At 72.1% G+C, this 22,869-nt stretch carries 17 protein-coding genes; 10 read left to right on the plus strand and 7 right to left on the minus strand.

Annotated features, from left to right (window positions below; translation table 11 throughout):
- Positions 1 to 9: 9 nt before the first annotated feature.
- Positions 10 to 5,040 (minus strand): ATP-dependent helicase, encoded by a 5,031-nt coding sequence (locus tag QUV83_RS13470; RefSeq protein WP_289565207.1) that lies wholly within the window; start codon positions 5,038 to 5,040, stop codon positions 10 to 12.
- 81 nt (positions 5,041 to 5,121) lie between these two features.
- Here QUV83_RS13470 and QUV83_RS13475 point away from each other — a divergent pair, with 81 nt between their 5' ends.
- The 9 genes from QUV83_RS13475 (at position 5,122) to QUV83_RS13515 (ending at position 15,278) form a co-directional block, all read left to right on the plus strand.
- Positions 5,122 to 5,355, plus strand: a complete 234-nt coding sequence (locus tag QUV83_RS13475) for a DUF3046 domain-containing protein (protein ID WP_289565209.1) — start codon at positions 5,122 to 5,124, stop codon at positions 5,353 to 5,355.
- Positions 5,352 to 7,562, plus strand: coding sequence for an alkaline phosphatase family protein (locus tag QUV83_RS13480; RefSeq protein WP_289565211.1), 2,211 nt, complete (start codon positions 5,352 to 5,354; stop codon positions 7,560 to 7,562). Before QUV83_RS13475 ends, QUV83_RS13480 begins: the two co-directional genes overlap by 4 nt.
- Positions 7,559 to 8,347, plus strand: a complete 789-nt coding sequence (locus QUV83_RS13485) for an MBL fold metallo-hydrolase (RefSeq protein WP_289565213.1) — start codon at positions 7,559 to 7,561, stop codon at positions 8,345 to 8,347. The genes QUV83_RS13480 and QUV83_RS13485 overlap by 4 nt, the downstream gene beginning before the upstream one ends.
- A 229-nt stretch (positions 8,348 to 8,576) precedes the next feature.
- Positions 8,577 to 9,617, plus strand: coding sequence for a recombinase RecA (recA, locus tag QUV83_RS13490; protein WP_066582209.1), 1,041 nt, complete (start codon positions 8,577 to 8,579; stop codon positions 9,615 to 9,617).
- A gap of 8 nt (positions 9,618 to 9,625) precedes the next feature.
- Positions 9,626 to 10,201, plus strand: coding sequence for a regulatory protein RecX (locus tag QUV83_RS13495; protein WP_289565216.1), 576 nt, complete (start codon positions 9,626 to 9,628; stop codon positions 10,199 to 10,201).
- A gap of 136 nt (positions 10,202 to 10,337) precedes the next feature.
- On the plus strand, positions 10,338 to 11,810 hold the full coding sequence (gene rny, locus QUV83_RS13500; protein ID WP_289565218.1) for a ribonuclease Y: 1,473 nt from the start codon (positions 10,338 to 10,340) through the stop codon (positions 11,808 to 11,810).
- Between the two features lie 56 nt (positions 11,811 to 11,866).
- A complete protein-coding gene (locus QUV83_RS13505; protein ID WP_289565220.1) occupies positions 11,867 to 12,691 on the plus strand; it encodes an SDR family oxidoreductase in 825 nt (274 codons plus the stop codon).
- A 439-nt stretch (positions 12,692 to 13,130) separates the two neighbouring features.
- The gene (locus tag QUV83_RS13510; protein WP_289565222.1) at positions 13,131 to 14,492 is read left to right on the plus strand and encodes a LamG-like jellyroll fold domain-containing protein; all 1,362 of its coding nucleotides are present in this window, start codon (positions 13,131 to 13,133) and stop codon (positions 14,490 to 14,492) included.
- 342 nt (positions 14,493 to 14,834) lie between these two features.
- Complete coding sequence (locus QUV83_RS13515) at positions 14,835 to 15,278, plus strand: hypothetical protein (protein WP_289565224.1); 444 nt, start codon at positions 14,835 to 14,837, stop codon at positions 15,276 to 15,278.
- 1,284 nt (positions 15,279 to 16,562) lie between these two features.
- On the opposite strand, the gene QUV83_RS13520 is transcribed toward QUV83_RS13515, so the two are convergent.
- The 4 genes from QUV83_RS13520 to QUV83_RS13535 all read right to left on the minus strand — a co-directional run bounded on the left by QUV83_RS13520 (position 16,563) and on the right by QUV83_RS13535 (position 19,947).
- Entirely contained in the window at positions 16,563 to 17,426 is an 864-nt protein-coding gene (locus QUV83_RS13520) for an amino acid ABC transporter permease (RefSeq protein ID WP_289565230.1), read from the minus strand.
- The gene (locus tag QUV83_RS13525) at positions 17,423 to 18,112 is read right to left on the minus strand and encodes an amino acid ABC transporter permease (RefSeq protein WP_289565323.1); all 690 of its coding nucleotides are present in this window, start codon (positions 18,110 to 18,112) and stop codon (positions 17,423 to 17,425) included. Before QUV83_RS13525 ends, QUV83_RS13520 begins: the two co-directional genes overlap by 4 nt.
- 110 nt (positions 18,113 to 18,222) lie before the next feature.
- Entirely contained in the window at positions 18,223 to 19,071 is an 849-nt protein-coding gene (locus QUV83_RS13530; protein ID WP_289565231.1) for a glutamate ABC transporter substrate-binding protein, read from the minus strand.
- A 66-nt stretch (positions 19,072 to 19,137) separates the two neighbouring features.
- Positions 19,138 to 19,947 carry an amino acid ABC transporter ATP-binding protein gene (locus QUV83_RS13535; RefSeq protein WP_289565233.1) on the minus strand — a complete coding sequence of 270 codons (810 nt, stop codon included), beginning with the start codon at positions 19,945 to 19,947 and terminating at the stop codon, positions 19,138 to 19,140.
- A gap of 137 nt (positions 19,948 to 20,084) precedes the next feature.
- On the opposite strand from QUV83_RS13535, the gene miaB reads away from it, so the two are divergent.
- Positions 20,085 to 21,668 (plus strand): tRNA (N6-isopentenyl adenosine(37)-C2)-methylthiotransferase MiaB, encoded by a 1,584-nt coding sequence (gene miaB / locus QUV83_RS13540; RefSeq protein WP_289565234.1) that lies wholly within the window; start codon positions 20,085 to 20,087, stop codon positions 21,666 to 21,668.
- A gap of 47 nt (positions 21,669 to 21,715) precedes the next feature.
- Here miaB and QUV83_RS13545 read toward each other — a convergent pair whose 3' ends face one another.
- Entirely contained in the window at positions 21,716 to 22,249 is a 534-nt protein-coding gene (locus QUV83_RS13545) for a YbjN domain-containing protein (protein ID WP_436231921.1), read from the minus strand.
- Positions 22,246 to 22,842: a YbjN domain-containing protein gene (locus QUV83_RS13550; protein WP_289565236.1), complete on the minus strand. Its 597-nt coding sequence runs from the start codon at positions 22,840 to 22,842 to the stop codon at positions 22,246 to 22,248. Before QUV83_RS13550 ends, QUV83_RS13545 begins: the two co-directional genes overlap by 4 nt.
- Positions 22,843 to 22,869: the final 27 nt, after the last annotated feature.

Genomic DNA, 22,869 nt, shown 5'->3' on the forward strand with positions numbered 1-22,869 from the left:
TCGGCGTCCTCACGCCTGCCCTCGCAGCCGTAGCCCTCGAGGCGTCGGCGCGAAGCCGGCGGCGACCAGCGCCCGCCCGACGGGCCCGTCGAGCGTGGCGGCGCTGAGCACCTCCGCGCCGTCGATGCGGGCGAGGGTCAGGCGTCCGAGTTGGCCGCGTCGCACCGCCTCGGCGAGGCGCCCGGCGGCGAGCTCGAGGGGCGCTGGGTCGTGGGTGAATGTCAGGACGGTGCGCCCGCCCCGCTCCACGTAGAGCACCAGGGCGCCGTCCACGAGCACCACGACGGCCCCCGCCTTCCGGCCCGGGCGGTGCCGTCCGCTGGTGGCCGCGGGCCCGTCCTCGTCGGGTGGCGGTGGCGGTGGCGGCCAGGCGAGCGCCGCGCCGTAGGGGTTGGCGGGGTCCGTGGCGGCCAGCACGACGACGTAGGGCGGCTCCTCGGCGCGGGCGCCCGGAGGGGGGCCGTCCGGCCCGTCGTCAGCCGCGCGCCTGGCCCGCTCGGCGGCGCGCTCCACGGCCCGCGCGTCCACCCGCAGGCGGTCGACGGCCCCCGGCAGCGCGAACTGTGAGCCGCCCAGATGCTCCACGAAGTACCCGCGCCGCACCTGCCCCGCCTGCTCCAGCGCGGACAGCACCCGGTACACACCGCCGAACTGCGCGGTGACGCCCTCGGCGGGGGCCACCGCGCGCGTCAGCACGCCGTGCCGGTCGAGGAGCTGCGCGGCCAGCGCATGCGCGCGCAGCGTGGGGTCGGCCTCGCGCGGCGGGAGCAGCGACCACCGGCCGCCGACGTCCTGCCCGGGCGCCGCCTCCGGCGTGGGGCGGCCCAGGCCGTGCCGTAGCCCGAGGCGGGCGCCGGGCGCCATCGACCGTGCCCGGGCCGTGGAGCGCGGTGTGCGGTGCGCCGTCGACCCGGCGCCCAGCCGGGCTCGCAGCGGCGCATACCTGTCATTGGTGACGTGCCCGGCCCACACGAGGTCCCAGAGGGCGGCGAGGACCTCGCCCTGCGTCGGCGGGTCGGGGCGATCACCCGGCTCGTCGACCAGTCGTGCGACCTCCGCGGCATGCGCGACCTGCGCGAGCAGCCCGCCCAGGAAGTACGCGCCGCCACCCGACAACGCCGTCAGCACCGCGCGGTGCACCGGGGTGTCGAGATGCCCGCCGGGGGCGATCTCCGCCGGCGCGGGCAAGATGAGGTCGGCCACGGCCGCCGGGTGCAGGCTGACCAGTCCGTCAGCCGAGCCGAGCTCGCCGTGCCCGGCCCACAGCACCTCGCCGGCGGCGGTGAGCTCGTCGAGCATCGCGGGCTGGTAGTCGCCGATCCGGGCGGGCAGCACGTGCGTCTCCAGGGCGGAGGCGGGCACTGTGGCGCCCGCGAGCTGCTCGATCACGCGCACGAGCCCGTCCACCCCCCGCAGCCCGCCAGCGCGAGGCGACGTGGAGCCCACCGGCGCGGGCTCGATGCCCTGCCACCTCGGCAGGAAGACGCCCAGGGTCTGCGGGTCCACCGGCTCCACCTCGGAGCGCAGCGCGGCGAGCGACCGGCGCCGCAGCGTCCGCAGCACGTCGGCGTCGCAGAACTCGTCGCCGGCGCCCCCGAGCACGTCGGGCCGCAGGCGGCCCTGCACCAGCGCACCGGACCGCTCCAGGCGGCGCAGCACCTCCGTGACGACCGCGACGCCCAGGCCGAACCGGTGTGCCACCTGGGTGGCGGGGAAGGGGCCGTGGGTGCGCGCGTGGCGGCGCACCAGGTCGCCCAGTGGGTCGGGCCGCACCTCGGTGAACGCCTCGGGGACGCCCACGGGCAGCGCCACCCCCAGCGCGTCGCGCAGGCGCCCGGCGTCCTCGATCGCCGCCCACTGCTCGGTGCGCTCGGCGGGCACCCCGCCCAGCCGCACGCGGATGACGCGTCGGGCGGACTCCAGCTCGGCCAGCCACTGGCCCACCTCGCCGCGGACGTCCTCGCGTGTGCGTGCCTCGAGCTCCGCGGCGGTCAGGGGCCCTTGTCGCCGCACCATGTCGGCCAGGTCCTCCAGGGACCGCGCCTGCCGGTCCGGGGCGAGGCCCGCCAACTCGGCCTCGGTCCGCTGGACGGCCGCGGGGTCGAGCAGGTCCGCGAGCTGCGACTCGCCGCCGCCGCCCAGCAGCTCGGCCAGCAGCGTGGGGTCCAGGGTCAGCGCGGCGGCGCGGCGCTCGGCGAGGGGCGCGTCGCCGTCGTACAGGAACTGCGCCGTGTAGCCGAACAGCAGGGACTGCGCGTAGGGCGACGGCGTGGGCGTGGTGACCTCGACGACGCGCAGCCGCCGCGCGGCGATGTCGCGCATCAGGTCGGTGAGCGCCTCGACGTCGAAGTCGTCCTGCAGGCACTCGCGGACGGCCTCCAGCAGGATCGGGAAGTCGGGGTACTGCGCGGCGACGCTCAGCAGCTGCGCCGCACGCTGCCGCTGCTGCCACAGCGGCTGCCTGCGGTCCGGGCGGCGGCGGGGGAGCAGCAGGGCGCGCGCCGCGGCCTCGCGGAACCGCGCGCCGAACATCGCCGATCCGCCCAACTCGGCCCGCACGGCCTGGGCCACGTCGTCGGGGTCGATGAGCAGGTCGGCGAGCTCGATGCTGGGGCCGGCCGCGTCGTCGGGCCAGCGCGCCCCCAGCCCGTCCGCGGCGGGGACGTCCGACGTCATCATGTCCGGCAGGCGCAGCACGATGCCGTCGTCGGAGTGCAGCGCGGCGACGTCGACGCCGAACCGCTCGCGCAGGCGCGCGCCGACCACCAACGCCCACGGGGCGTGCACCCGGGCGCCGTACGGCGAGTGCAGCACGATGCGCCAGTCGCCCAGCTCGTCGCGGAACCGCTCGACCACCAGCGTCGTGTCGGTGGGCGCCTCGCCCGTCGCCTCGCGCTGCTCGCGCACGTAGGCGAGCAGGTTGTCCGTGGCCCACGGGTCGAGCCCCGCGGCCTCGACGTGCGCGCGCGCGGCGTCGTCGGGCAGGGACAGCAGCTCGCGGACCCACGCCCCCATCGCGCGGCCCAGCTCGGCGGGGCGCCCGATGGAGTCGCCCTTCCAGAACGGCAGGCGACCCGGGACGCCAGGCGCCGGGGTGACCAGCACGCGGTCCTGGGTGATGTCCTCGATGCGCCACGTGCTCGACCCGAGGGTGAAGGTGTCGCCGACGCGGGACTCGTAGACCATCTCCTCGTCGAGCTCGCCCACCCGCCGCCCGCCGCGCATCCGGCCCGCGGTGCGCTCCGCGTCGGCCGGCACGTCGCTGGTGGTGGCGCCGCTGGCCAGGAACACGCCGTACAGCCCGCGGTCGGGGATCGTGCCGCCGCTGGTCACCGCGAGCCGCAGTGCGCCGGGGCGGGCGGTGAGCAGGTCGCGGGCGCGGTCCCACACGATCCGTGGGCGCAGCTCGGCGAACTCCTCGCTGGGGTAGCGCCCCGCGAGCATGTCGAGCACCGCGTGCAGCGTCGCGTCGCCCAGTCCCGCGAAGGGGGCCGAGCGGCGCACCACCGTCGCGAGGTCGGCCACCGTCCAGTCGTCCACGGCGACCATCGCGACGATCTGCTGCGCGAGCACGTCCAGCGGGTTGGCGGGCACCGACAGCGCCTCGAGCTCGCCGGTGCGCATCCGGGCGGCAGTCACCGCGGCTGGGACCAGCTCGCCCCGGAACGTCGGGAAGACGACACCGTGCGAGATGGCGCCCACCTGGTGCCCGGCGCGCCCCACACGCTGCAGCCCGCTCGCCACCGACGGCGGCGACCCGACCTGCACCACCAGGTCCACGGCGCCCATGTCGATGCCCAGCTCGAGGGAGCTCGTGGCGACGACAGCGGGCAACCGCCCGGCCTTGAGCTCGGACTCGGTGCGGGTGCGCTCGGCCCGGCTCATCGAGCCGTGGTGCGCCCGCGCCAGGATGGTCGACGCGTCGCGGGTGTCGACGCCCACGGCCGTGCCCGACTGCCCCGGGGCCTCGGCGGGCCGCAGCTCTCCGGGATCGGCGGCGTCCTCGCCGTGGCGCTCGGCCCACACCTCGTTCATGCGGGCCGTGAGGCGCTCGGCCCCGCGCCGGGAGTTGGTGAACACCAGCGTGGAGCGGTGGTCGGCGACGAGGTCGACGACCCGCTCCTCGACATGCGGCCAGATCGACGGGCGCGGCGCGGACCCGGCGGCGGCCCCGGTCAGGTCCACTTCGCCGGGCGGCAGCGGCGGCAGCGGCGTGCCGTCGTCGGACACCGCGGTGCGGGCGGCGGAGCCCAGGTCGCCGAGGTCCGGCACCGGCACCACGACGTCCACCTCGATCCGCTTCGTCGACGGCGGCTGCACCACGACCACGCGCCGCCCGCCCTCAGCCTGCGGGCGCGACCCGCCCAGGAAGCCCGCGACCGCGTCGACCGGGCGCACCGTCGCGGAGAGGCCGACGCGCTGCGCCGGTCCGGGCCCGCCGGGGCGGTCCAGCAACGCGTCGAGCCGTTCGAGGGACACCGCGAGGTGCGTGCCGCGCTTGGTCCCCGCCACGGCGTGGATCTCGTCGAGGATGACCGTGCGCACCCCCGCGAGGCCCGCGCGCGCCGCCGAGGTGAGCACCAGGAACAGCGACTCGGGCGTGGTGATGAGGATGTCCGGGGGGCGCGTGGCGAACGCGCGGCGCTCCGACGGGGGAGTGTCACCCGTGCGGACCCCGACCGTGACCTCGGGCAGCTCCAGGCCGAGCCGGGTCGCCGTCTGCCGGATGCCGACCAGGGGCGAGCGCAGGTTGCGCTCGACGTCGGTGGCCAGCGCCTTCAGGGGAGAGACGTAGAGCACGCGGCAGCGGCCGGCGGCCGGGACGTCCGCGGGGCTCGACGTCAGCAGATGGTCCAGCGACCACAGGAACGCCGCGAGCGTCTTGCCGGATCCCGTCGGCGCGACGACGAGCGAGTGGTCGCCGGACGAGATCGCCTGCCAGGCGCCCGCCTGTGCGGCCGTCGGCTCGGCGAAGGCCCCCGTGAACCAGCCGCGGGTGGGCTCGGAGAAGCGCGCCAGCACCTCCGCAGGGTCGTCCACGCGGCCATTGTCGCCCGTGCCGCCCACATGCGCCGACACCCCGCGGCGCGCAGGGACTCCGGGGGATGGCACCCTGGTGTCGTGCGCTTACGCGAGTTCTGGCTACTGGTCGACGAGGTGCTGGGCTCTGCCCACGGCCGGGCGCTCACCCGCGACCTGGTCATCCCCGAGCTCGGCAACCTGACGCCCGTGCAGGCCCTCGAGGACGGGGTGGAGCCGCGCGACGTGTGGCATGCGCTGTGCGACGCGCTCGATGTGCCGGAGCCGCAGCGGTGGGGGTCCAACGCGCGGCAGGCCCCACCACGCCGCCGATGAGCAACCGGCCGACGGGGCCGGGGCGGCCGACGGTCCCTGACCGGTCGACGGGCGCCGCCCGCAGGTGGTCGCCGACGCTCGCGGACGCGGGCGACGCAGCCTTCGGGCTTGTCACCACCGCCGTGGGGCTGGGCATCGCCATCGCCGTGGTGGACGGGGTCAGCGCCGACAACCCGTTCGCGGTGCTCCTCGTCGCCGCCGCGGTGGGAGTGGGCGACCTGCTCCTGCGTGCCCCGCTGCGGCTGTTCGCACGACTCGCGGGGGCCATGGGCGCGCTCGTGGCCGGGCTCGCGGCCCAGGTCGCCGTGCTGTGGCTCGCGCTCCGCTGGGCGCCGGGCATCGAGCTGGCCTCCGCCTGGTCGGTGGCGCCGGTGCTGCTCCTCACCGCGCTGGTGATGGCGGTGGGCCGGTGGCTCTGGGGTGTGAACGACAGCGAGTACGTGATCGCCGATGTGCTGCGCCGCGCCCGCGCGCAGGCCCGCCGCCGTGGCGCCGAGCCTGGGCCCGCCGACGAGCGGGAGCCCGGCCTGCTCATCGTGCAGCTCGACGGCGTCGGCGCGGACGTGCTGCGCCAGGCCATCGAGAGCGGGCTGGCGCCGACGCTCGCCCGCTGGATCGACCACGGCAGCCACCAGTCGAGGCAGTGGTGGGCCCGCGTGCCGTCGACCACCCCCGCCAGCCAGGCCGGGCTGCTGCACGGCGACTCCAGCCAGGTGCCCGCCTTCCGCTGGTGGGACCGCGGGCTGGGCCGGATGGTCGTGACCAACCACCCCGCCGACGCGGGCCTCGTCGAGGAGCGCCTGGCCACCGGCAAGGGGCTCCTCGCGGGCGGCGGCGCGGCGATCTCCACGATGTTCTCCGGCGACGCGGCCTCCACCGAGCTCGTCATGAGCCGTGCCCGCACTGCCGGCCCCGACGGGCGAGGGGCGGGCCTCGGGCCCGGCGCGTCGTACCTGCTCTTCTTCGCCAGCCCGTTCGTGGCGGCGCGCGCCGTGGTGCTGAGCATCGGCGAGATGGTCAAGGAGCTCTACCAGGCGCGGCGGCAGAAGGTCCGCGGCGTCGAGCCCCGGGTGTCGCGCACCGGCTGGTACGTCGTGCTCCGCGGCATCTCGAATGTGCTGCTGCGCGACCTCAACACGTCGTTGGTCGCCCAGCACCTGATGCGCGGCACCCCCACGGTGTTCGTGGACCTCGTCGACTACGACGAGATCGCCCACCACGCCGGTCCCACCCGGCCGGAGGCCATGCGCGCGCTCGAGGGCCTCGACCGGGTGCTCGGCGTGCTCGAGCGCGTGCTGCCCGTCGCGGGGCGCGACTACCGCGTGGTGGTGCTCTCCGACCACGGCCAGTCGCTGGGCGCCACATTCGAGCAGGTCACCGGGAGCAGCCTGCTCGACACCGTCCGGGCGCTCATGGACGAGCCCGGCGCGACGGCCGTGCAGGCGGCCACCGGCGAGGCGTGGGGCCCGGTGAACACGCTGCTCACGTCGATGTTCGGGCGGACGGCCAGCGGCTCCACCGTGGTGCTGGGGCCGGATGCGGACGGCCACGGCGGGCGGGGGGATGCGGGCCGGCATGCGGCCGACCGGCGCCACGCCGCGCACGACGGCAGTCCGCATGTCGCGGGCGCTGAGCCGTCAGCAGGGGCCTCGGCCCCCGACCAGGCCGACGTGGCCGTCGCGGCCTCGGGCAACCTCGGCCTCGTGTGGTTCCCGGGATCGCCCCGCCGGCTCGTGCTCGAGGAGGTGCAGGAGCGCTGGCCGGGCCTGGTGCCCGGCCTCGCGGCGAGCCCGGGCGTCGGCGCCGTGGTCGTCGACACGGCGACGCGCGGACTGGTCGCCGTCGGCCCGCGCGGCCTGGTGCTGCTCGAGCAGGACCAAGCCCCTGAGGGTGAGGACCCACTGGCGGCCATGGGCCCGCGGGCGCGCGCCGACCTGGCCCGCGCCGGGCGGCTCGCCCACACCGGCGACCTGCTCCTCGTCTCCCGGGTGGAGCCCACCGGGCACGTGCACGCCTTCGAGGGCCTGGTCGGGTCGCATGGCGGGCTGGGCGGCGAGCAGAACGTGGCGGTGCTGGTGCACCCGACGGAGCTCGAGGTCGACGAGGACCTCGCCGAGGACGTGGGCGGCGTGCCCATGATCGTCGGCTCCGAGAACGTGCACGTCCAGCTGGTGCGCTGGGCCGAGCGGCTGGGACTACGGCCATGAGCCCGCGGGCCGGGCTGAGGGTCACGTGGCTCGGGCACGCCAGCGTCGTGCTCGACCTGGACGGCGCGCGGGTGCTCACCGACCCACTGCTGCGCCGTCACGCTGGCCTGCTGCGACGGCGTGGCGCCGCGCCGCCGCCCACGCGCTGGGAGGACCCGGACGCGGTGCTCGTCTCCCACCTGCACCACGACCACGCCGAGCTCGGCTCATTGCGGCTGCTGCGCGACGCCCCGGTGCTCTCCGCGCCGGCGAACGCCGCCTGGCTGCGGCGCAAGGGCGTCCCGGGCGCTCGCGGGCTGCCCCCGGGGCGGTGGTGGGAGGCGCCTGGCTCCGACGTGCGGGTGCGCACGGCGCGGGCAGTGCACGGCGAGCGCCCGATGCCGCACCGGCCGAACGCGGCGACGGGCTTCCTGGTCTCCGGGCCGTCGGCCACCGTGTGGTTCGCGGGGGACACTGGCCCGTTCCCGGAGATGGCCGGCTTGGCCGCGGAGGCGGGCGCGCCGATCGACGTCGCCCTCGTCCCGGTGGGCGGCTGGGGGCCGCGCCTGTCCGGCGGGCACCTGGACCCGGTGGAGGCGGCGCGGGCGTGCGCGGTCGTCGGGGCGTCGTTCGCCGTGCCGATCCACTGGGGGACGCTGCACGCGCCCGCCGCGCGGGGCCTGCCCCCGGGGTGGATGGAGCGCGCGGGCCGGGCCTTCGCCGTGGCGGTCGAGCGATGGGCCCCGGACTGCACCGCGCTGGTGCTGGAGCCCGGCCAGGTTGTGGACGTCCCGCCGCGCGGCTGAGCCCGGATCGACACGCCTGCGCGCGCGTCTTGTCTCGAACAGATGTTCGGCTACGCTGGCGTGGTGAGGTCAAGAGCGTCCTCAGGCACGATGGGCGGCCGCCCATCCCACAGCCTGTGGACAGCGCTCAGTCGCATGTCGGTGGTCGGGCATAGCGTCTCTCGCAGTCGACAGACCAGCCCCTATGACGAGCAGCGCGACGCTGCCTGAGACAACAAGGTGTGACGAAATGGCAGCTCCCCAGGACCGCGCGAAGGCTCTCGAGGCCGCGCTCGGACAGATCGACCGGCAGTTCGGCAAGGGCTCGATCATGCGCCTTGGCGATGACGGCCGCGCTCCCGTCGAGGTGATCCCCACAGGGTCGATCGCCCTCGACATCGCGCTCGGCATCGGCGGCCTCCCGCGCGGCCGCGTGGTCGAGATCTACGGTCCCGAGTCCTCCGGCAAGACGACAGTGGCGCTGCACGCCGTGGCGAATGCCCAGCGCGCCGGCGGCATCGCGGCGTTCATCGACGCCGAGCACGCGCTGGACCCGGAGTACGCCAAGAAGCTCGGAGTCGACACTGACGCCCTGCTGGTCTCCCAGCCCGACACCGGCGAGCAGGCGCTCGAGATCATGGACATGCTGATCCGCTCCGGCGCGATCGACATCGTGGTCATCGACTCCGTCGCGGCGCTCGTGCCCAAGGCCGAGATCGAGGGCGAGATGGGGGACAGCCACGTCGGCCTCCAGGCCCGGCTCATGTCCCAGGCGCTGCGCAAGATCACCGGCGCCCTGAACGCCTCCGGCACCACGGCGATCTTCATCAACCAGCTCCGCGAGAAGATCGGCGTGTTCTTCGGGTCTCCCGAGACCACCACCGGTGGCAAGGCGTTGAAGTTCTACGCCTCGGTGCGCCTCGACATCCGGCGCATCGAGACCCTCAAGGAGGGCACCGACGCGGTCGGCAACCGCACGCGCGTCAAGGTCGTCAAGAACAAGATGGCTCCGCCGTTCAAGCAGGCCGAGTTCGACATCATGTACGGCGTCGGCATCTCCCGTGAGGGCAGCCTGATCGACATGGGCGTCGAGCACGGCATCGTGCGCAAGTCCGGCTCCTGGTTCACCTATGAGGGCGACCAGCTCGGCCAGGGCAAGGAGAACTCGCGGGCGTTCTTGCGGGACAACCCCGACCTGGCCCAGGAGATCGAGAAGAAGATCAAGGAGAAGCTGGGCATCGGGGCGGTCGTCGACGCGCCCGCCGAGCCCGGTGGCAAGCCCGGCTTCTGAGGTCGGACATGGCGGGACGACGACACCGTGGGGCGGGGGGCCAGGAGCCCCCCGCCTCGGGGTCTGCCTCTGAGGACGCCGAGCCCGATCACGAGCAAGTCGCGCGGGCGATCGCGTTGCGGCTGCTCACCCACTCGGCGCGCAGCAGGGCGCAGCTCGCCGAGGCGATGGCCGCGAAGGACGTGCCCGCCGAGGTCGCCGAGGCGGTGCTCGACAGGTTCACCGAGGTCGGGCTGATTGACGACGAGGAGTACGCGCGCATGCTCGTGCGGACGCGCCACGCCGAACGGGGCTTGTCGCGGCGTGCGATCGGCGTCGAGCTCCGACGCCGCGGCATCGACGACGAGGTCGCGGCATCAGCCCTCGACGAGGTGGACGACGAGCAGGAGGCCCAGGCCGCGCGAGCACTCGTGCGGCGACGCCTCGCGTCGACGCGGGGGCTCGACCCCCAGGTCCGCGCTCGCCGGACCTTCGCCGCCCTCGGGCGCAAGGGGTACCCGCCTGGCCTGGTCAGCAGGCTCGTCCGCGAGGAGCTCGCCGCGGAGGGCGCCGACGTCGAGGACGACGATCTGCCCGCCGACTGACCGGCACGCTCGCACGGCGCCGGGCGCATATCGAGGAGTGGGCGACTGACCAGCAGCGTCGTCCCGTGGGGGACAATGGCTGCTGACTGGTCGACAACCACCGTGGATGCCGAGACCCGGCCACACAGTCCTGGAGGTGCCCGTGCCGTTCGGTGAGATCGGGATCGTCGTCGCGCTGCTCATCGTGTGCCTCGTCGCGCTCATGCTCGTCCTGATCGCGCGCCGGGAGGCGGCGGCACAGCGTGAGCAGGCCACGATCGACGTCGCCGAGATCAAGAACGAGGCACGCGCCCTGCTCGCCGACGCCGAGCGCCGCACCGCGCGCCTGAGCGAGCGCGAGGATGAGCTCGCCGCCGAGCGGCGCGCGCACAAGGAGCTCGAACGCGAGCTGCAGGCGCGGGCGTCGGAGGTCGCGGCCCTGCAGGAGCGCGCCGCGCTCGCCATGTCGGAGGCGGAGCAGCAGGCGCGGGAGCTGCTCGAGGCCTCAGCCGGGCTCACTACCGAGGAAGCGCGGGCCGAGCTCGTGCGCCGGACGGTGGACGCCGCCACCAACGAGGCCGCGGCGCAGGTCCGACGCGCCGAGGCGCATGCCCGGCGCACCGCCGAGGCGAAGGCGAAGCGCATCGTCGCCACCGCGGTGCAGCGGGCGGCCGTGGCCACCAGCGCCCAGTCGTCGATCACCGTGCTGCGGCTCCCCTCCGAGGAGATGAAGGGCCGCATCATCGGCAAGGAGGGGCGCAACATCCGCACCTTCGAGGCGCTCACCGGCGTCAACGTCCTGATCGACGACACCCCCGACTCGGTCGTCCTCTCCTGCTTCGACGCCGAGCGCCGGGAGATCGCGCAGGTGGCGCTCGAGTCCCTGATGGCCGACGGCCGGATCCACCCACAGCGCATCGAGGCCGCCTACGCCGAGGCTGTCGCCTCCGCCGACGAGCGCACCCTCGCCGCAGGCCACGACGCCGCCGAGCGGGCGGGCGTGAGCGGGCTGCCCACTGAGCTCGTGAGCACCATGGGGCGGCTCCGGTTGCGGACGTCGTACGGGCAGAACGTGCTCGAGCACCTCGTCGAGAGCGCGCTCATCGCCGGCGCCATCGCCGCGGAGGTGGGCGCGGACATCGCCACCGCGCGCCGGGCGGCCTTCCTACACGACATCGGCAAGGCGCTCACCGCCGAGCAGTCCGGCGCCCACGCCGCGCTCGGCGCCGAGCTCGCGCGCCGGCACGGCGAGTCGCCCGCAGTCGTCAACGCCATCGCCGCCCACCACGACGACGTCCCCGTCGAGACCGTCGAGGGCGTGCTCGTGCAGGCAGCGGACGCCGCCTCCGCAGCACGCCCAGGCGCGCGGCGAGAGGAGCTCGACCAGTACGTCGAGCGCATGGACAAGCTCGAGCAACTCGTCACCGCGCACGCCGGCGTCCGGCGCGCACTCGCCATGTCCGCGGGCCGCGAGGTGCGCGTCGTCGTCGAGCCCTCCGAGGTCGACGACTACGCCCTGCCGCAGCTCGCCGTCGCCATCGCCAAGCACATCGAGGCCGACCTGGCCTACCCCGGCGAGATCAAGGTGACAGTCGTCCGCGAGATCCGGGCCAGCGCCACCGCTGGTTGAGTGGCGCGCTGGCAAACAGATGGCGCTCTGAGGCGCTGGCCGGTGAGGATCCTCCCGTGGACGATCCCCTGACGCCTGCCTCGCCGACGCCTCCACGCGGCGCCGTGGCTTACGACTTCCGCGGGCGCGTGTTCCTCGTGACGGGCGTGTCCCGTCGCCAGGGGATCGGCGCCGCCATCGCCCGCCAGCTCGCGGCAGCCGGCGCGGACCTGGTGCTCCACTCCTGGTCGCCGCACGACGGTGAACGCCCGGGACTCGCGGACCCCGACGGCGCCGCTGCCGTCGCCGCCGAGTGCGAACGCCTCGGTGCGAGAGTCACGCGGGTCTCGGCGGACTTCGCCGACCCGTCGGCGCCCTCCCAGGTGATGGCGGAAGCGGTGAGCGAGCACGGCCACGTGGATGGTGTGGTGGCCAACCACGCGCGCGACGGCGGTGGGACGCTCGAGGCTATCGACGCCGCCGAGCTCGACTTATGCTTCGCCGTCAACGCCCGCGCGACAGCGCTGCTTGTCAAGGAGTTCGCCGCACAGCACGACGGCAGGCCCGGCGGGCGGGTAGTGCTGTTCACCTCGGGGCAGCATCACGGCGGGATGCCCGGCGAGCTCCCGTACGTCATCTCCAAGGGCGCAGTCCAGCAGATGACGGCAAGCCTGGCCGTCCACCTGGCACCGAGCGGCATCACCGTCAACTGCGTCAACCCGGGGCCCACCGACACCGGCTGGGCGGACGCCGCCCAAGAGCGCTGGGTGCGGGAGCGAATGCCGCAGGGCCGATGGGGGACTCCGGAGGATGCGGCGCGGCTCGTCACGTGGCTGCTGTCCGATGACGGGCAGTGGGTGTGCGGGCAGACCCTCGACTCCGAGGGCGGCTTCGGGCGCTGACAGGGCGCGGGCGGACCGTCACTTCTCGCAGTGACTGAGTCACCGTTCACCCTAACGGCGGATGCGGCATTCCGGGCGTACACCTACTTTGCTCCCAGGTTCCACACAGCAACGCCTTAGGCCTTGCTCAGGCGCCGCGGGGGGTGACGTGGCTCTCCGCTCGATGGTGAACGGCCCGTGAGTCGTTCACCCGTACGGTCGGGAGCGTTCGATGGTTCACCTCGGATCGGCAAAGCTCAGGCGAGTAGCCCTCACCGCGATCCTGGCCTTGGGGTGGGCCGCGGTCGCCCCCACCGCCTGGGCCTCGCCGGGGGCGACGGGGCGGCCGACAGGCGCAGGTACAGAGGCGTCCGCACGCGCGACCGTCGCCCATCAACCCAACCCACGCGCGCACTCGAAGCCCCACTGGGCACGGCACCGGCACCACCCGCGGCCGCCCGTGATCAACCGTGCCCCACTCGCCCCCACGAACGTGCAGTTCAGCAACCCGTACGCGCCGTGCGCCAGCGGCCCCGACCGCCCCGCCGTGCGCAGCGCCACACCGGCAGTCAACGCCGCCGTGAGTGATCCCGATGGTGGCCACGTCGCAGCTGACGTCACCGTCTACGCCGTCGACACCGCAAGTTCAGTCCTCTGGCAGGGGACGACCACGGGCCAGTTCTCTGGCGCCTTGCACAGCTTGACCCTCGGTGGCCTCAGCGATGGTGGCTCGTATCGCATCGAGGTCAAGGGAGTCGACTCCTCGGGCCGGACGGGGCCGGCGGTCACCTGTGAGATCGACGTCGACCTGGTGTCGCCTGCCGCGCCCACAGTCATTCCCGTGACTGGGACGTCCCAGCCCGTGTACGCAGCGGACACAACGGCTGGCGGTGTGGGCCAGACCGGATCGTTCACCTTCGTGAATGGCGGCTCATCCGACGTCACGAGATACCGCTACTCGTTCAACGGCTCCGCTCTGGACCAGGTCGCAACACCAGAATCGCCCACCATCACCTTCACCCCCACCTCTCCTGGCCCGCAGACCCTCGAGTACCAGGCCGTTGACCGGGCGGGATGGACGAGCGATGTGCAGGTGCACAGATTCAGGGTCGGGTTCCCGGCCACGATCGCCTGGAACCTGAACGAGGCTGCGGGTGAGACCGCCGCGAGCAGTGGCCCCGCCGGCGACGCGTACCCCCTGACGGTGAGCGCTTCGATAGCGCGCGGGAACGGTCCACTGGCTGACTTCGGCGTGGACAACAGTGACCTTGCGCTCGTCTTCGCCTCACCCGATGACACAGCGCGAACGACGGGGGCCGTGACCTCCACCAAGGCCAGCTTCTCCGTCTCCGCCGTCGTGAAGGCGGACACATCAACCGTCATGACCGCGGTGAGCCAGGACGGCTCCACGAGGAGTGGGTTCGAACTCGGCACGCGTCCCTGCGCAAGCGGTGACGCGGTGTGCTGGGCGTTCGCGATGCCCGAGTCAGACTCCGCGGACTCGGCAGTGTCCACAGTCGTCTCGCAGACCGTGGTGGAGCCGGGCAAGTGGGCCTTGCTCGCCGGAGTGCACGACTCGACCGCAGGAGCCCTCCGGCTCTGGGTGTGCACGATCGGCGAGGACGAGAATGACATGGTTCCGTACCGCTCGGCCGACGTCGCATTCAGCGCCGGGTGGGACGCCGCTGGGCCCCTGCGACTCGGGAGGGGTCAAGATGGCGGAGCGGCGATGTGGTCGGGCTCGATCAGCGACCTCAAGGTCGCGCACGGGGTCATCACCGACTCGGCGGTCAGGCGCGCCTGCAGCGCCGGAACGTCCTGACGCCCACGTCGCGCATGGAATACGAGGTGGCCGATCTCGCTGCGCAGCATTCTCCCATCCACGGATCCAGTCCTCATGAACTAGAAGAGTCACTGCTCGAGAGTGTCCTGGTCCAGGAAGCCCTCCAGGGGATTCTGGATGACCTGGCCCGGGTAGAGGATCAGGAATGGGACTGCGATCGATCAGGACTGCTGCGCAACGAGAGGGAGCGGTCTGGGCTCGCCAATTCCCGTGACGCCCGCCCCGCTTTCACGGCCGGTTCCTCACGACTAGACAACCTGAGCTGGCAGCCAGGGTGCACGCGATTGGAATGGGAAGGTAATCATCACCAGGAAGCATCCGGTGGGCTCGGCCGAGGGTATCGCCCGCCGGATTGTCGAGGAGATGGGTGATTTCCATACGCCTCTTTCGGGGTTGACGCGGCTGGTGAAGAGATTCTCGGCGTTCGAGTTCGACGTGCCGGACCTCCCCGACGCGGACGGATATCTGTTTCAGTATGGGAAGGTCAACTGGCTCCCCGAGCCTACGTTCGTCATGGGTGTCGTCCGGCAACTCGAGATCGTTGACGCTGCTGGCCAGCACGAGCGTTATGTTCAGGTGAATTTCGAGCTGAGATACCAGATGGATGCCAACCTCGATTCTGTGGGCAACTATTCAGAGTGGTGGTTCCCGGGGGACGTCGTATCGTTCGACAGTTGGCTGGGTACTGTGGATCGAGCTCAGATTGCTAGTCGTCTAGTTGGTCATAGCCCCCGAGATTTCATCGTCTTCCAAGACGTGACTTGAGGATGGAGGGTCGTCGACCCCTGCGCGGTGGTGAAACGATTGGTGCGCGGCGAATCACAATAGTGTCAAACGAGTGTTCTTTGCGTCGCCCGGGATGGAGTTGGCACTGAACTATGGCGCACAGCCTTTCAGCGCCACTAGGGGGTGCGAGGTGTTCCAGGGGGGTCGATGCGTCGGGTGTGCCCAAAGCGGTCGGCAAGGTGCAAGCCGTGCGCCTGCGTTACGGTTGGCGGCCGTCGGCGCGCGGCCGGCGCCGACGCTGCGACCCGATCACAACCGCGAGGGCATCTGCGACTCGGGTGACTCCGCGCTGTTCCGTACGTCGTGGCTGCTCGTTGTGCACAGAGGGTTCGCAAGCGCTCCGATGCCACGCAGGTGAGGGGCCGGCGCGCTCGGGTTCGGCGCCTCAGCCTTCGTCCATCCGCTGGCCTGCCGCCCGATCCACAGCGTCAGCTTCGTGAGCGTGAAGTTGATGACGATGAAGATCAGGGTGCCAAAGAAGGGTCGTACACCATGATCCGAACCACCGTGAATGCTGCAGAACTGCCCGACAGCGCCCGCGTCACGTGCACTGACCTGATTGGCAGCGGTGTCGCTCTGAATGATGACGGGCTGAAGGCCTTGGGGCGGCCATTGATCATGACCAGCATGAGCACTGAGGTGAGTTGCGCACGATGAGATATGTGATCGCCGCATCCACCGAGCCAATGGTGCAGGCATGCAGGGAGGCGCTGCGCGGATTGCCGGGAGTAGAGTTCCGGCTTGGGTCCGTGCCCGAGGCTGGAGCCGACTGCGTCGCTGCGATTGTGAGTTTCCCGCTTGCCCACGAGCGCTATGGCGGCGCCCCGCGAATCGGGGTTGCACAGGTTGTGGCAAATACGCGAGGCGATGGGGCGCCAGGGGTCATTCTGGCGACCCCGCCCCGACCTGCTCCAGTCTCGGCTGGAATCAGTGAGGACTTCGAGATCGAAGAGCATGTGGTCTATGTGCTCGAGTCGTGCGAGGCTGCGTTCCTGGGTTCATTCCCGCAGTGCGATGAACGGTCTTCAGTCCTGATCCATCTGGAGGCCGCGGGCATCGATCGGCGAGATCTATCAGCACCGCTCAAGGGTGTCTATCGATTCCTATCCCAGAGGAGCCCTTGATCCAGGCAGCCGGACTTGACTCAGGGCCCGCGTGGCCGATCCAGGTCCTCGGGAACCTCGACCCCCACATGCGTGTGCTGCTCACTGGCGAGCCCTGCCCTCGCCGGAAGGCCGAGGAAGCGCTCACCCCCTGGATCGATCACTTGGTCGCCGCGATCAGACTCGGCGCCTCGGCCCTAGTCCGCCCGCTGGTCCGCCGCCCCAGCCGCTGCCCGATCCACGGCGCCAGCTTGGTGAGCGCGTAGTTGATGACGATGAAGATCAGGGCGGCGACGGCCAGCGCCTGGAGGATGTTCCCGTTGGCGCTGCCGAGCTGCCGGGCCTCTTGGAGCAGTTCGCGGTAGGTGATGATGTAGCCGAGCGCTGTGTCTTTGAGGATGACGACGAGTTGGCTGACCAGCGCGGGGAGCATCGCGATGAGGGCCTGGGGGACCTCGACGGATCGCAGGGACTGTGAGCGGGTGAGCCCGACGGCGAGGGCGGCCTCGCGTTGGCCGCGGGGGAGTCCGAAGACGCCTGAGCGGACGAGCTCGGCGAAGACGGAGCCGTTGTAGAGGATCAGCGCGGCGACGACGGCGACGAGCGGGTATTCGCTGGGCTCGACCAGGTTGATCTGTGCGAGTCCGAGCCAGATGAAGATCATCAGGAGAAGCACCGGGACGGCGCGGAAGAACTCGACGACGATCCCGCTGATGCTGCGGATGACACGGGACTGCGCGAGCCGCCCGAGGCCGAACACCAGGCCGAACACCGCGGACCCGATGATGGCGAGACCGGCGGCCTTGAGCGTGTTGACGAGGCCGGGGATCAGGAAGTTCTCCCACGCGCTCGCCGTCAGGAACGGCGTCCACAGTGAGGACGCGAGCTGACCCTTGGCGCCGAGCTTCGCGAGGACGAGCGCGGCGATTCCGGCCACGACGAGCGCGGACACGATGTTCAGCCACATCATGCGACGGCGGGTGCGGGGGCCGGGGGCGTCGAAGAGGACGTTCTGGGTGCTCATCGGGTCACCGCCAGCCGCCGGGAGAGGGAGGTCGTGGCCAGTCCGATCGGGATGACGATGATGACGAACCCCAGGGCGAAGGTGAAGAAGATCGCGAAGATGACATCGGGCCGGAACTCGATCATGGTCTTCATGAGCCCGGCGGCCTCGGCCACGGAGCCGGCGGCTGCGACGGTGGAGTTCTTCGCGAGGGCGATGAGGGTGTTGCCGAGCGGGGCGACGGCGCCCCGGAAGGCCTGCGGCAGGATGATCAGCCGCGCTGTCGGCAGGAAGCCGAGCCCGATGGCGCGCGCTGCCTCCGCCTGCCCGAGGGGCACGGTGTTGACCCCGGAGCGGAGCGCCTCGCACACGAACGCCGCGTGGTAGATGGCCAGCCCGAGCACCGCCAGCCGGAAGAAGTTCTCGTTGAAGTCGCTCGAGAGCACCACGTTGAGCTGGCCCCAGAGGCCGAGCACGCAGAACACGATGATGATCGTCAGCGGCGTGTTGCGGAACACGTTCACGTACGTGGAGCCGGCCCAGCGCAGGCTCGGCAGGGGCGAGATGCGCATGACGGCGAGCACCGTGCCGATCACCAGGGCGATGATCGCCGCGAAGAAGGTGAGTTTGATGTTGACCCAGAACGCCGCGGGGACGTTGTACTGGGAGAACAGGGAGAGGAACTGGCTCAAGTAGTCGCCGTCCAGCGGTCTCACCTCCTCGGGGGGTGGGGGTAGGCGGACTCAGTGCGGGAGCGTGCTGCGCTCGCGGTGGGGGCGGCCGGTGCGACCGCCCCCACCGTCGAGAGCGCGGGCGGTCAGGCGCAGGCCTGGACCTCCGGCGGGTTGAGCTCCTGGTTGGCCTTGTAGCCGGACTCGCCGACGTTCTTGTCGAGGAGCTCCTGCCAGGTGCCGTCCTCGATCATCGCGGTGATGGCGTCGTTGATCTGCTGGCAGGTGCTGTTGTCCTGGGGGAGGCCCACCCCGTAGTTCTCCTCGGAGAACGGGTTGCCGACCACCTTCACCTTGCCGACGTTGCTGGGCTGGGCGGCCAGGCCCGCCAGGATGATGTCGTCGGTCGTGACCGCGTCAACCGAACCCGAGGTGAGCAGGGTGACGCACTCGGCATACCCCGGCTGCTCGACGAGGTTCACCGTGTTGGCGTGCTCGTCCTTGATGCGCTGCGCGGACGTCGAGCCGGTGACCGAGCAGAGGTTCTTGCCCTCGAGGTCCTCGGGCCCGCTGATCGAGTCGTCGTCCTGCGCGACGAGCAGGTCCTGCCCGGCGACGAAGTACGGCCCGGCGAACGCGACGGTCTCCTTGCGGGCGTCGGTGATCGAGTAGGTCGCGAAGATCATGTCGACCTGGCCGGTGGACAGCAGGTTCTCGCGCTGGGCCGAGGGCGCCTCCACCCAGGTGATCTGGTCCTCCGAGTAGCCGAGCGCCTCCGCGACGTTGCGGGCGACGTCGACGTCGAAGCCGGAGTACTCGCTGCCGTCCTTGAAGCCGAGCCCGGGCTGATCGTACTTGATGCCGATCCGGACAGTCCCGCCACCGCCGTCGGTCGCGGAGGCCGAGTCGCCCGAGTCGTCGTCGCTTCCGCCGCAGGCGGTGAGCAGGAGGGCGGTCGCGGCGATCGCCGCCACCCCCAGGGGTCGTCTGCGCATCATTCGTTCCTCTCGTTGCGTGGCACCACGGGGTCGTGAGGGTCAAGTGCGGGCAGAGCCCGGGATCTAGTGCGTGAGGATCTTCGACAGGAAGTCGCGGGCCCGGTCGGAGCGGGGCGACGTGAAGAACGTCTCGGGCGTCGCCTCCTCGACGATCTGCCCGCCGTCCATGAACACCACGCGGTGCGCCGCCTTGCGGGCGAAGCCCATCTCGTGGGTGACGACGATCATGGTCATGCCCTCGCGGGCCAGCGCCACCATGACGTCGAGGACCTCGTTGATCATCTCCGGGTCGAGGGCCGACGTCGGCTCGTCGAAGAGCATGACCTTCGGGTTCATCGCCAGCGCCCGGGCGATCGCGACGCGCTGCTGCTGTCCGCCGGAGAGCTGCGCGGGCAGCTTCTCGGCCTGGTCGGCCACCCCGACCCGCTCGAGCAGCGCCATCGCCTGCTCGCGGGCCTGCGCGGGCTTCGTGCCCTTGGCCTTGATCGGGCCCAGGGTGACGTTCTCCAGCACCGTCTTGTGGGCGAACAGGTTGAAGGACTGGAACACCATGCCGACGTCGGCGCGCAGTCTCGCGAGCTCGCGTCCCTCGGCGGGCAACGGCGCCCCGTCGATGGTGATCGTGCCGGAGTCGATCGTCTCGAGCCGGTTGATGGTGCGGCACAGCGTCGACTTCCCGCTGCCCGACGGCCCGATGACGACCACCACCTCGCCGCGGCTGACGGTCAGGTCGATGTCCTGGAGCACGTGCAAGTCGCCGAAGTGCTTGTCGACGCCCGTGAGCACCACGAGCGGGTCGCCGATGGGGCGCGACGGGTCAGCGGGGACGTCCGGGCTGTCCGGTAAGGCATCGACTGGGGTTTGCTCTGCCATTCGTCGAACTTAGGGGGCATATGTTGCGAGTGCTACCGCTGTAGGTCACGTCCCGGCAACGTTCTGGACATCTGGCCCCCGGCGTGACGTCGCAGGTGGCGCGGTCGCCCCATGCTCGCGGCCTTACCCTGGAGGCGATGTCCACGACCACGCCTTCTCGCACCGGCGCCCCCGACGCCGACGTGCGCCGCACGTACCTCGTCAAGACGCTCGGCTGCCAGATGAACGTCCACGACTCCGAGCACATGGCCGGCATGCTCGAGCAGGCCGGCTACGTCGCCGCGTCTCCGCAGGACGCCGCCGCCGAGGCCGCCGACATCATCGTCATCAACACCTGCGCGGTGCGCGAGAACGCGTCCGACAAGCTCTACGGCAACCTGGGGCGGCTCGCCGGGGCCAAGCGCTCGCGGCCGGGCATGCAGATCGCCGTGGGCGGCTGCCTCGCCCAGAAGGACCGCGCGGGCATCGTCGAGCGCGCGCCGTGGGTGGACGTGGTCTTCGGCACCCACAACCTCGACGCCCTGCCGGTGCTGTTGGAGCGGGCCCGGCACAACCAGCGCGCCGAGGTGGAGATCGCCGAGTCGCTGCAGGTCTTCCCCTCGACCCTGCCGACCCGGCGCGAGTCGGTGTACGCGGGCTGGGTGTCGATCAGCGTCGGCTGCAACAACACGTGCACGTTCTGCATCGTGCCGCACCTGCGCGGCAAGGAGCGTGACCGTCGCCCGGGGGAGATCCTCGCCGAGGTCGAGGCGCTCGTGGCGCAGGGCGCGATCGAGGTCACGCTGCTCGGCCAGAACGTGAACTCCTACGGTGTCGAGTTCGGCGACCGGGGCGCGTTCGCGAAGCTGCTGCGGGCTGCCGGCGCCATCGAGGGCCTGGAGCGGCTGCGTTTCACGTCCCCGCACCCGGCCGCGTTCACCGACGACGTGATCGCGGCGATGGCCGAGACCCCCACGGTGATGCCGCAGCTGCACATGCCGCTGCAGTCCGGCTCCGACCGGGTGCTGCGCGCCATGCGCCGCTCGTACCGCTCGGAGAAGTTCCTGGGCATCCTGGACCGTGTGCGGGCCGCGATGCCCGACGCGGCGATCACCACCGACATCATCGTGGGCTTCCCCGGCGAGACCGAGGAGGACTTCGCCGAGACGCTGCGCGTCGTCGAGGCGGCGCGGTTCTCCTCCGCCTTCACGTTCCAGTACTCCCCGCGCCCGGGGACCCCCGCCGCCGACCTGCCCGACCAGCTCCCCAAGGACGTCGTCCAGGAGCGCTACGAGCGCCTGGTCGCCCTGCAGGACCGCATCGCCCTCGAGGAGAGCCAGGCGCAGGTGGGGCGCACCGTCGAGGTGCTGGTGGCCGAGGGCGAGGGCCGCAAGGACGGGGCGACGCACCGCGTGACCGGGCGGGCGGCCGACAACCGCCTCGTGCACCTCGCGCTGCCGCAGGGCCTGGCCGCCGACGACGCGCCCCGGCCCGGCGACCTCGTGACTGTGACCGTGACGCGGGCCGCGCCGTACCACCTGGTCGCGGACTCCGCGCTGGACCCCGAGCCCCGCTTCGCGGTGCGCCGCACCCGCGCCGGCGACGCCTGGGCCGCGCGTGAGGCCGGGCAGGAGCCCGGCCACGACGGCGCCGGGGCGAGTGGGTGCGGCACGGGCGGATCCGGCCCCGCCGGCCCCGTGACGCTGGGCCTGCCGACGTTGGGCGTGCCGACGAGGGCCTGACGGCTCCCGGCAGCCCGGGCGCCCCGCCGCTCGGCGGAGGTCGCCGGTCAGTCGTTCGGCGTGCCGGGCGGTTGCGCGTCGTCGAGGGGGATCAGGGCGTCCAACGCCGAGAACATCTGCACCCCGGTGCCGAGCCCGCACGCCACGAGCTGGGCGACCTGCAGATCCGTGGCGCCCTGCTCGAGGTCCGCGGAGACCTCGCTGTACAGCGCGAGCAGGCCGTCCTCCTCGCGGACGTACACCTTCGGCCAGATCCGCTCGCGATTCCAGTCGTTGATCGCCAGGGCGACGGCCCGCCGGCGCTCCAGGGGGAGCTGGCGCTGCCAACGCCCCCGCACCTGCAGGATCTCCTCGTGCTCGCCGAGCAGCAGGAACCAGAACCGGTTGCCGTCCCAGGTGCCCGTCAGGTCGCCGTCGTCGTCCACCAGGAACTGGTAGCCGCGCCCACGCAGGTAGTCGGCCACGCGCTCCCGGGTCAGCGGAGTGGGCGCCTCCTCGTCGGAGCGCGGGCTGTGGTGCTTGGCGGGGGAGCGCGCGCCCAGCACCCGCGAGATCCAGGCGCTCAGCGGGCGGGCGCTCACGGGGCCACCCCCGCGGGGTCCGGGTACAACTCGTCGATCGCGTCGAAGAACATGCTGCCGGTGCTCAAGCCGCAGAACAGCAGCTGGTTGAGCTGCTCGTCGGTGACGCCGTGCTCCAGGTCGGTCGCGACCTCGGTGATGACATGGACCATGCCGTTGTCACGCACCCGCACGTAGGCCTTGGGCCAGATGCGGTCGGCGTTCCACTCGTTGCACGCGTCCAGCACCTCCTCGAGGCGCTCGATCGCCACTTCGCGGTTCCACTGGCCGCGCACCTGCAGGATCTCCGACTCCTCGCCGAACAGGAAGAAGTAGAAGAGCCGTCCGCGCCACAGCCCGCCCAAGTCGCCGTCGCTGTCGACGAAGTAGCTGAAGTCGTTGCGGACGAACCACTGGGCGATGCGCTCGGTCGTCACTGGTGTGGGCGTGTCGACCACCTGTGCGCCCAGCTCGCGTGCGAGGAGGTCGGTCACCTGGTCGTGCAGTGCGGCGTGCTCGGCTATCTCGTCGGCGCCGCCATCGGGCTCGCGCCGGCCGTTCTCCGGCGGTAGCCCGAGCCACCGGCTGAGCCGACGGTCCCGGAAGAAACCCATGGCGAAACCCTACCCGTGCTGGGAAGG

Source organism: Cellulomonas cellasea (assembly GCF_030372105.1).
GTDB lineage: Bacteria > Actinomycetota > Actinomycetes > Actinomycetales > Cellulomonadaceae > Cellulomonas_A > Cellulomonas_A cellasea_A.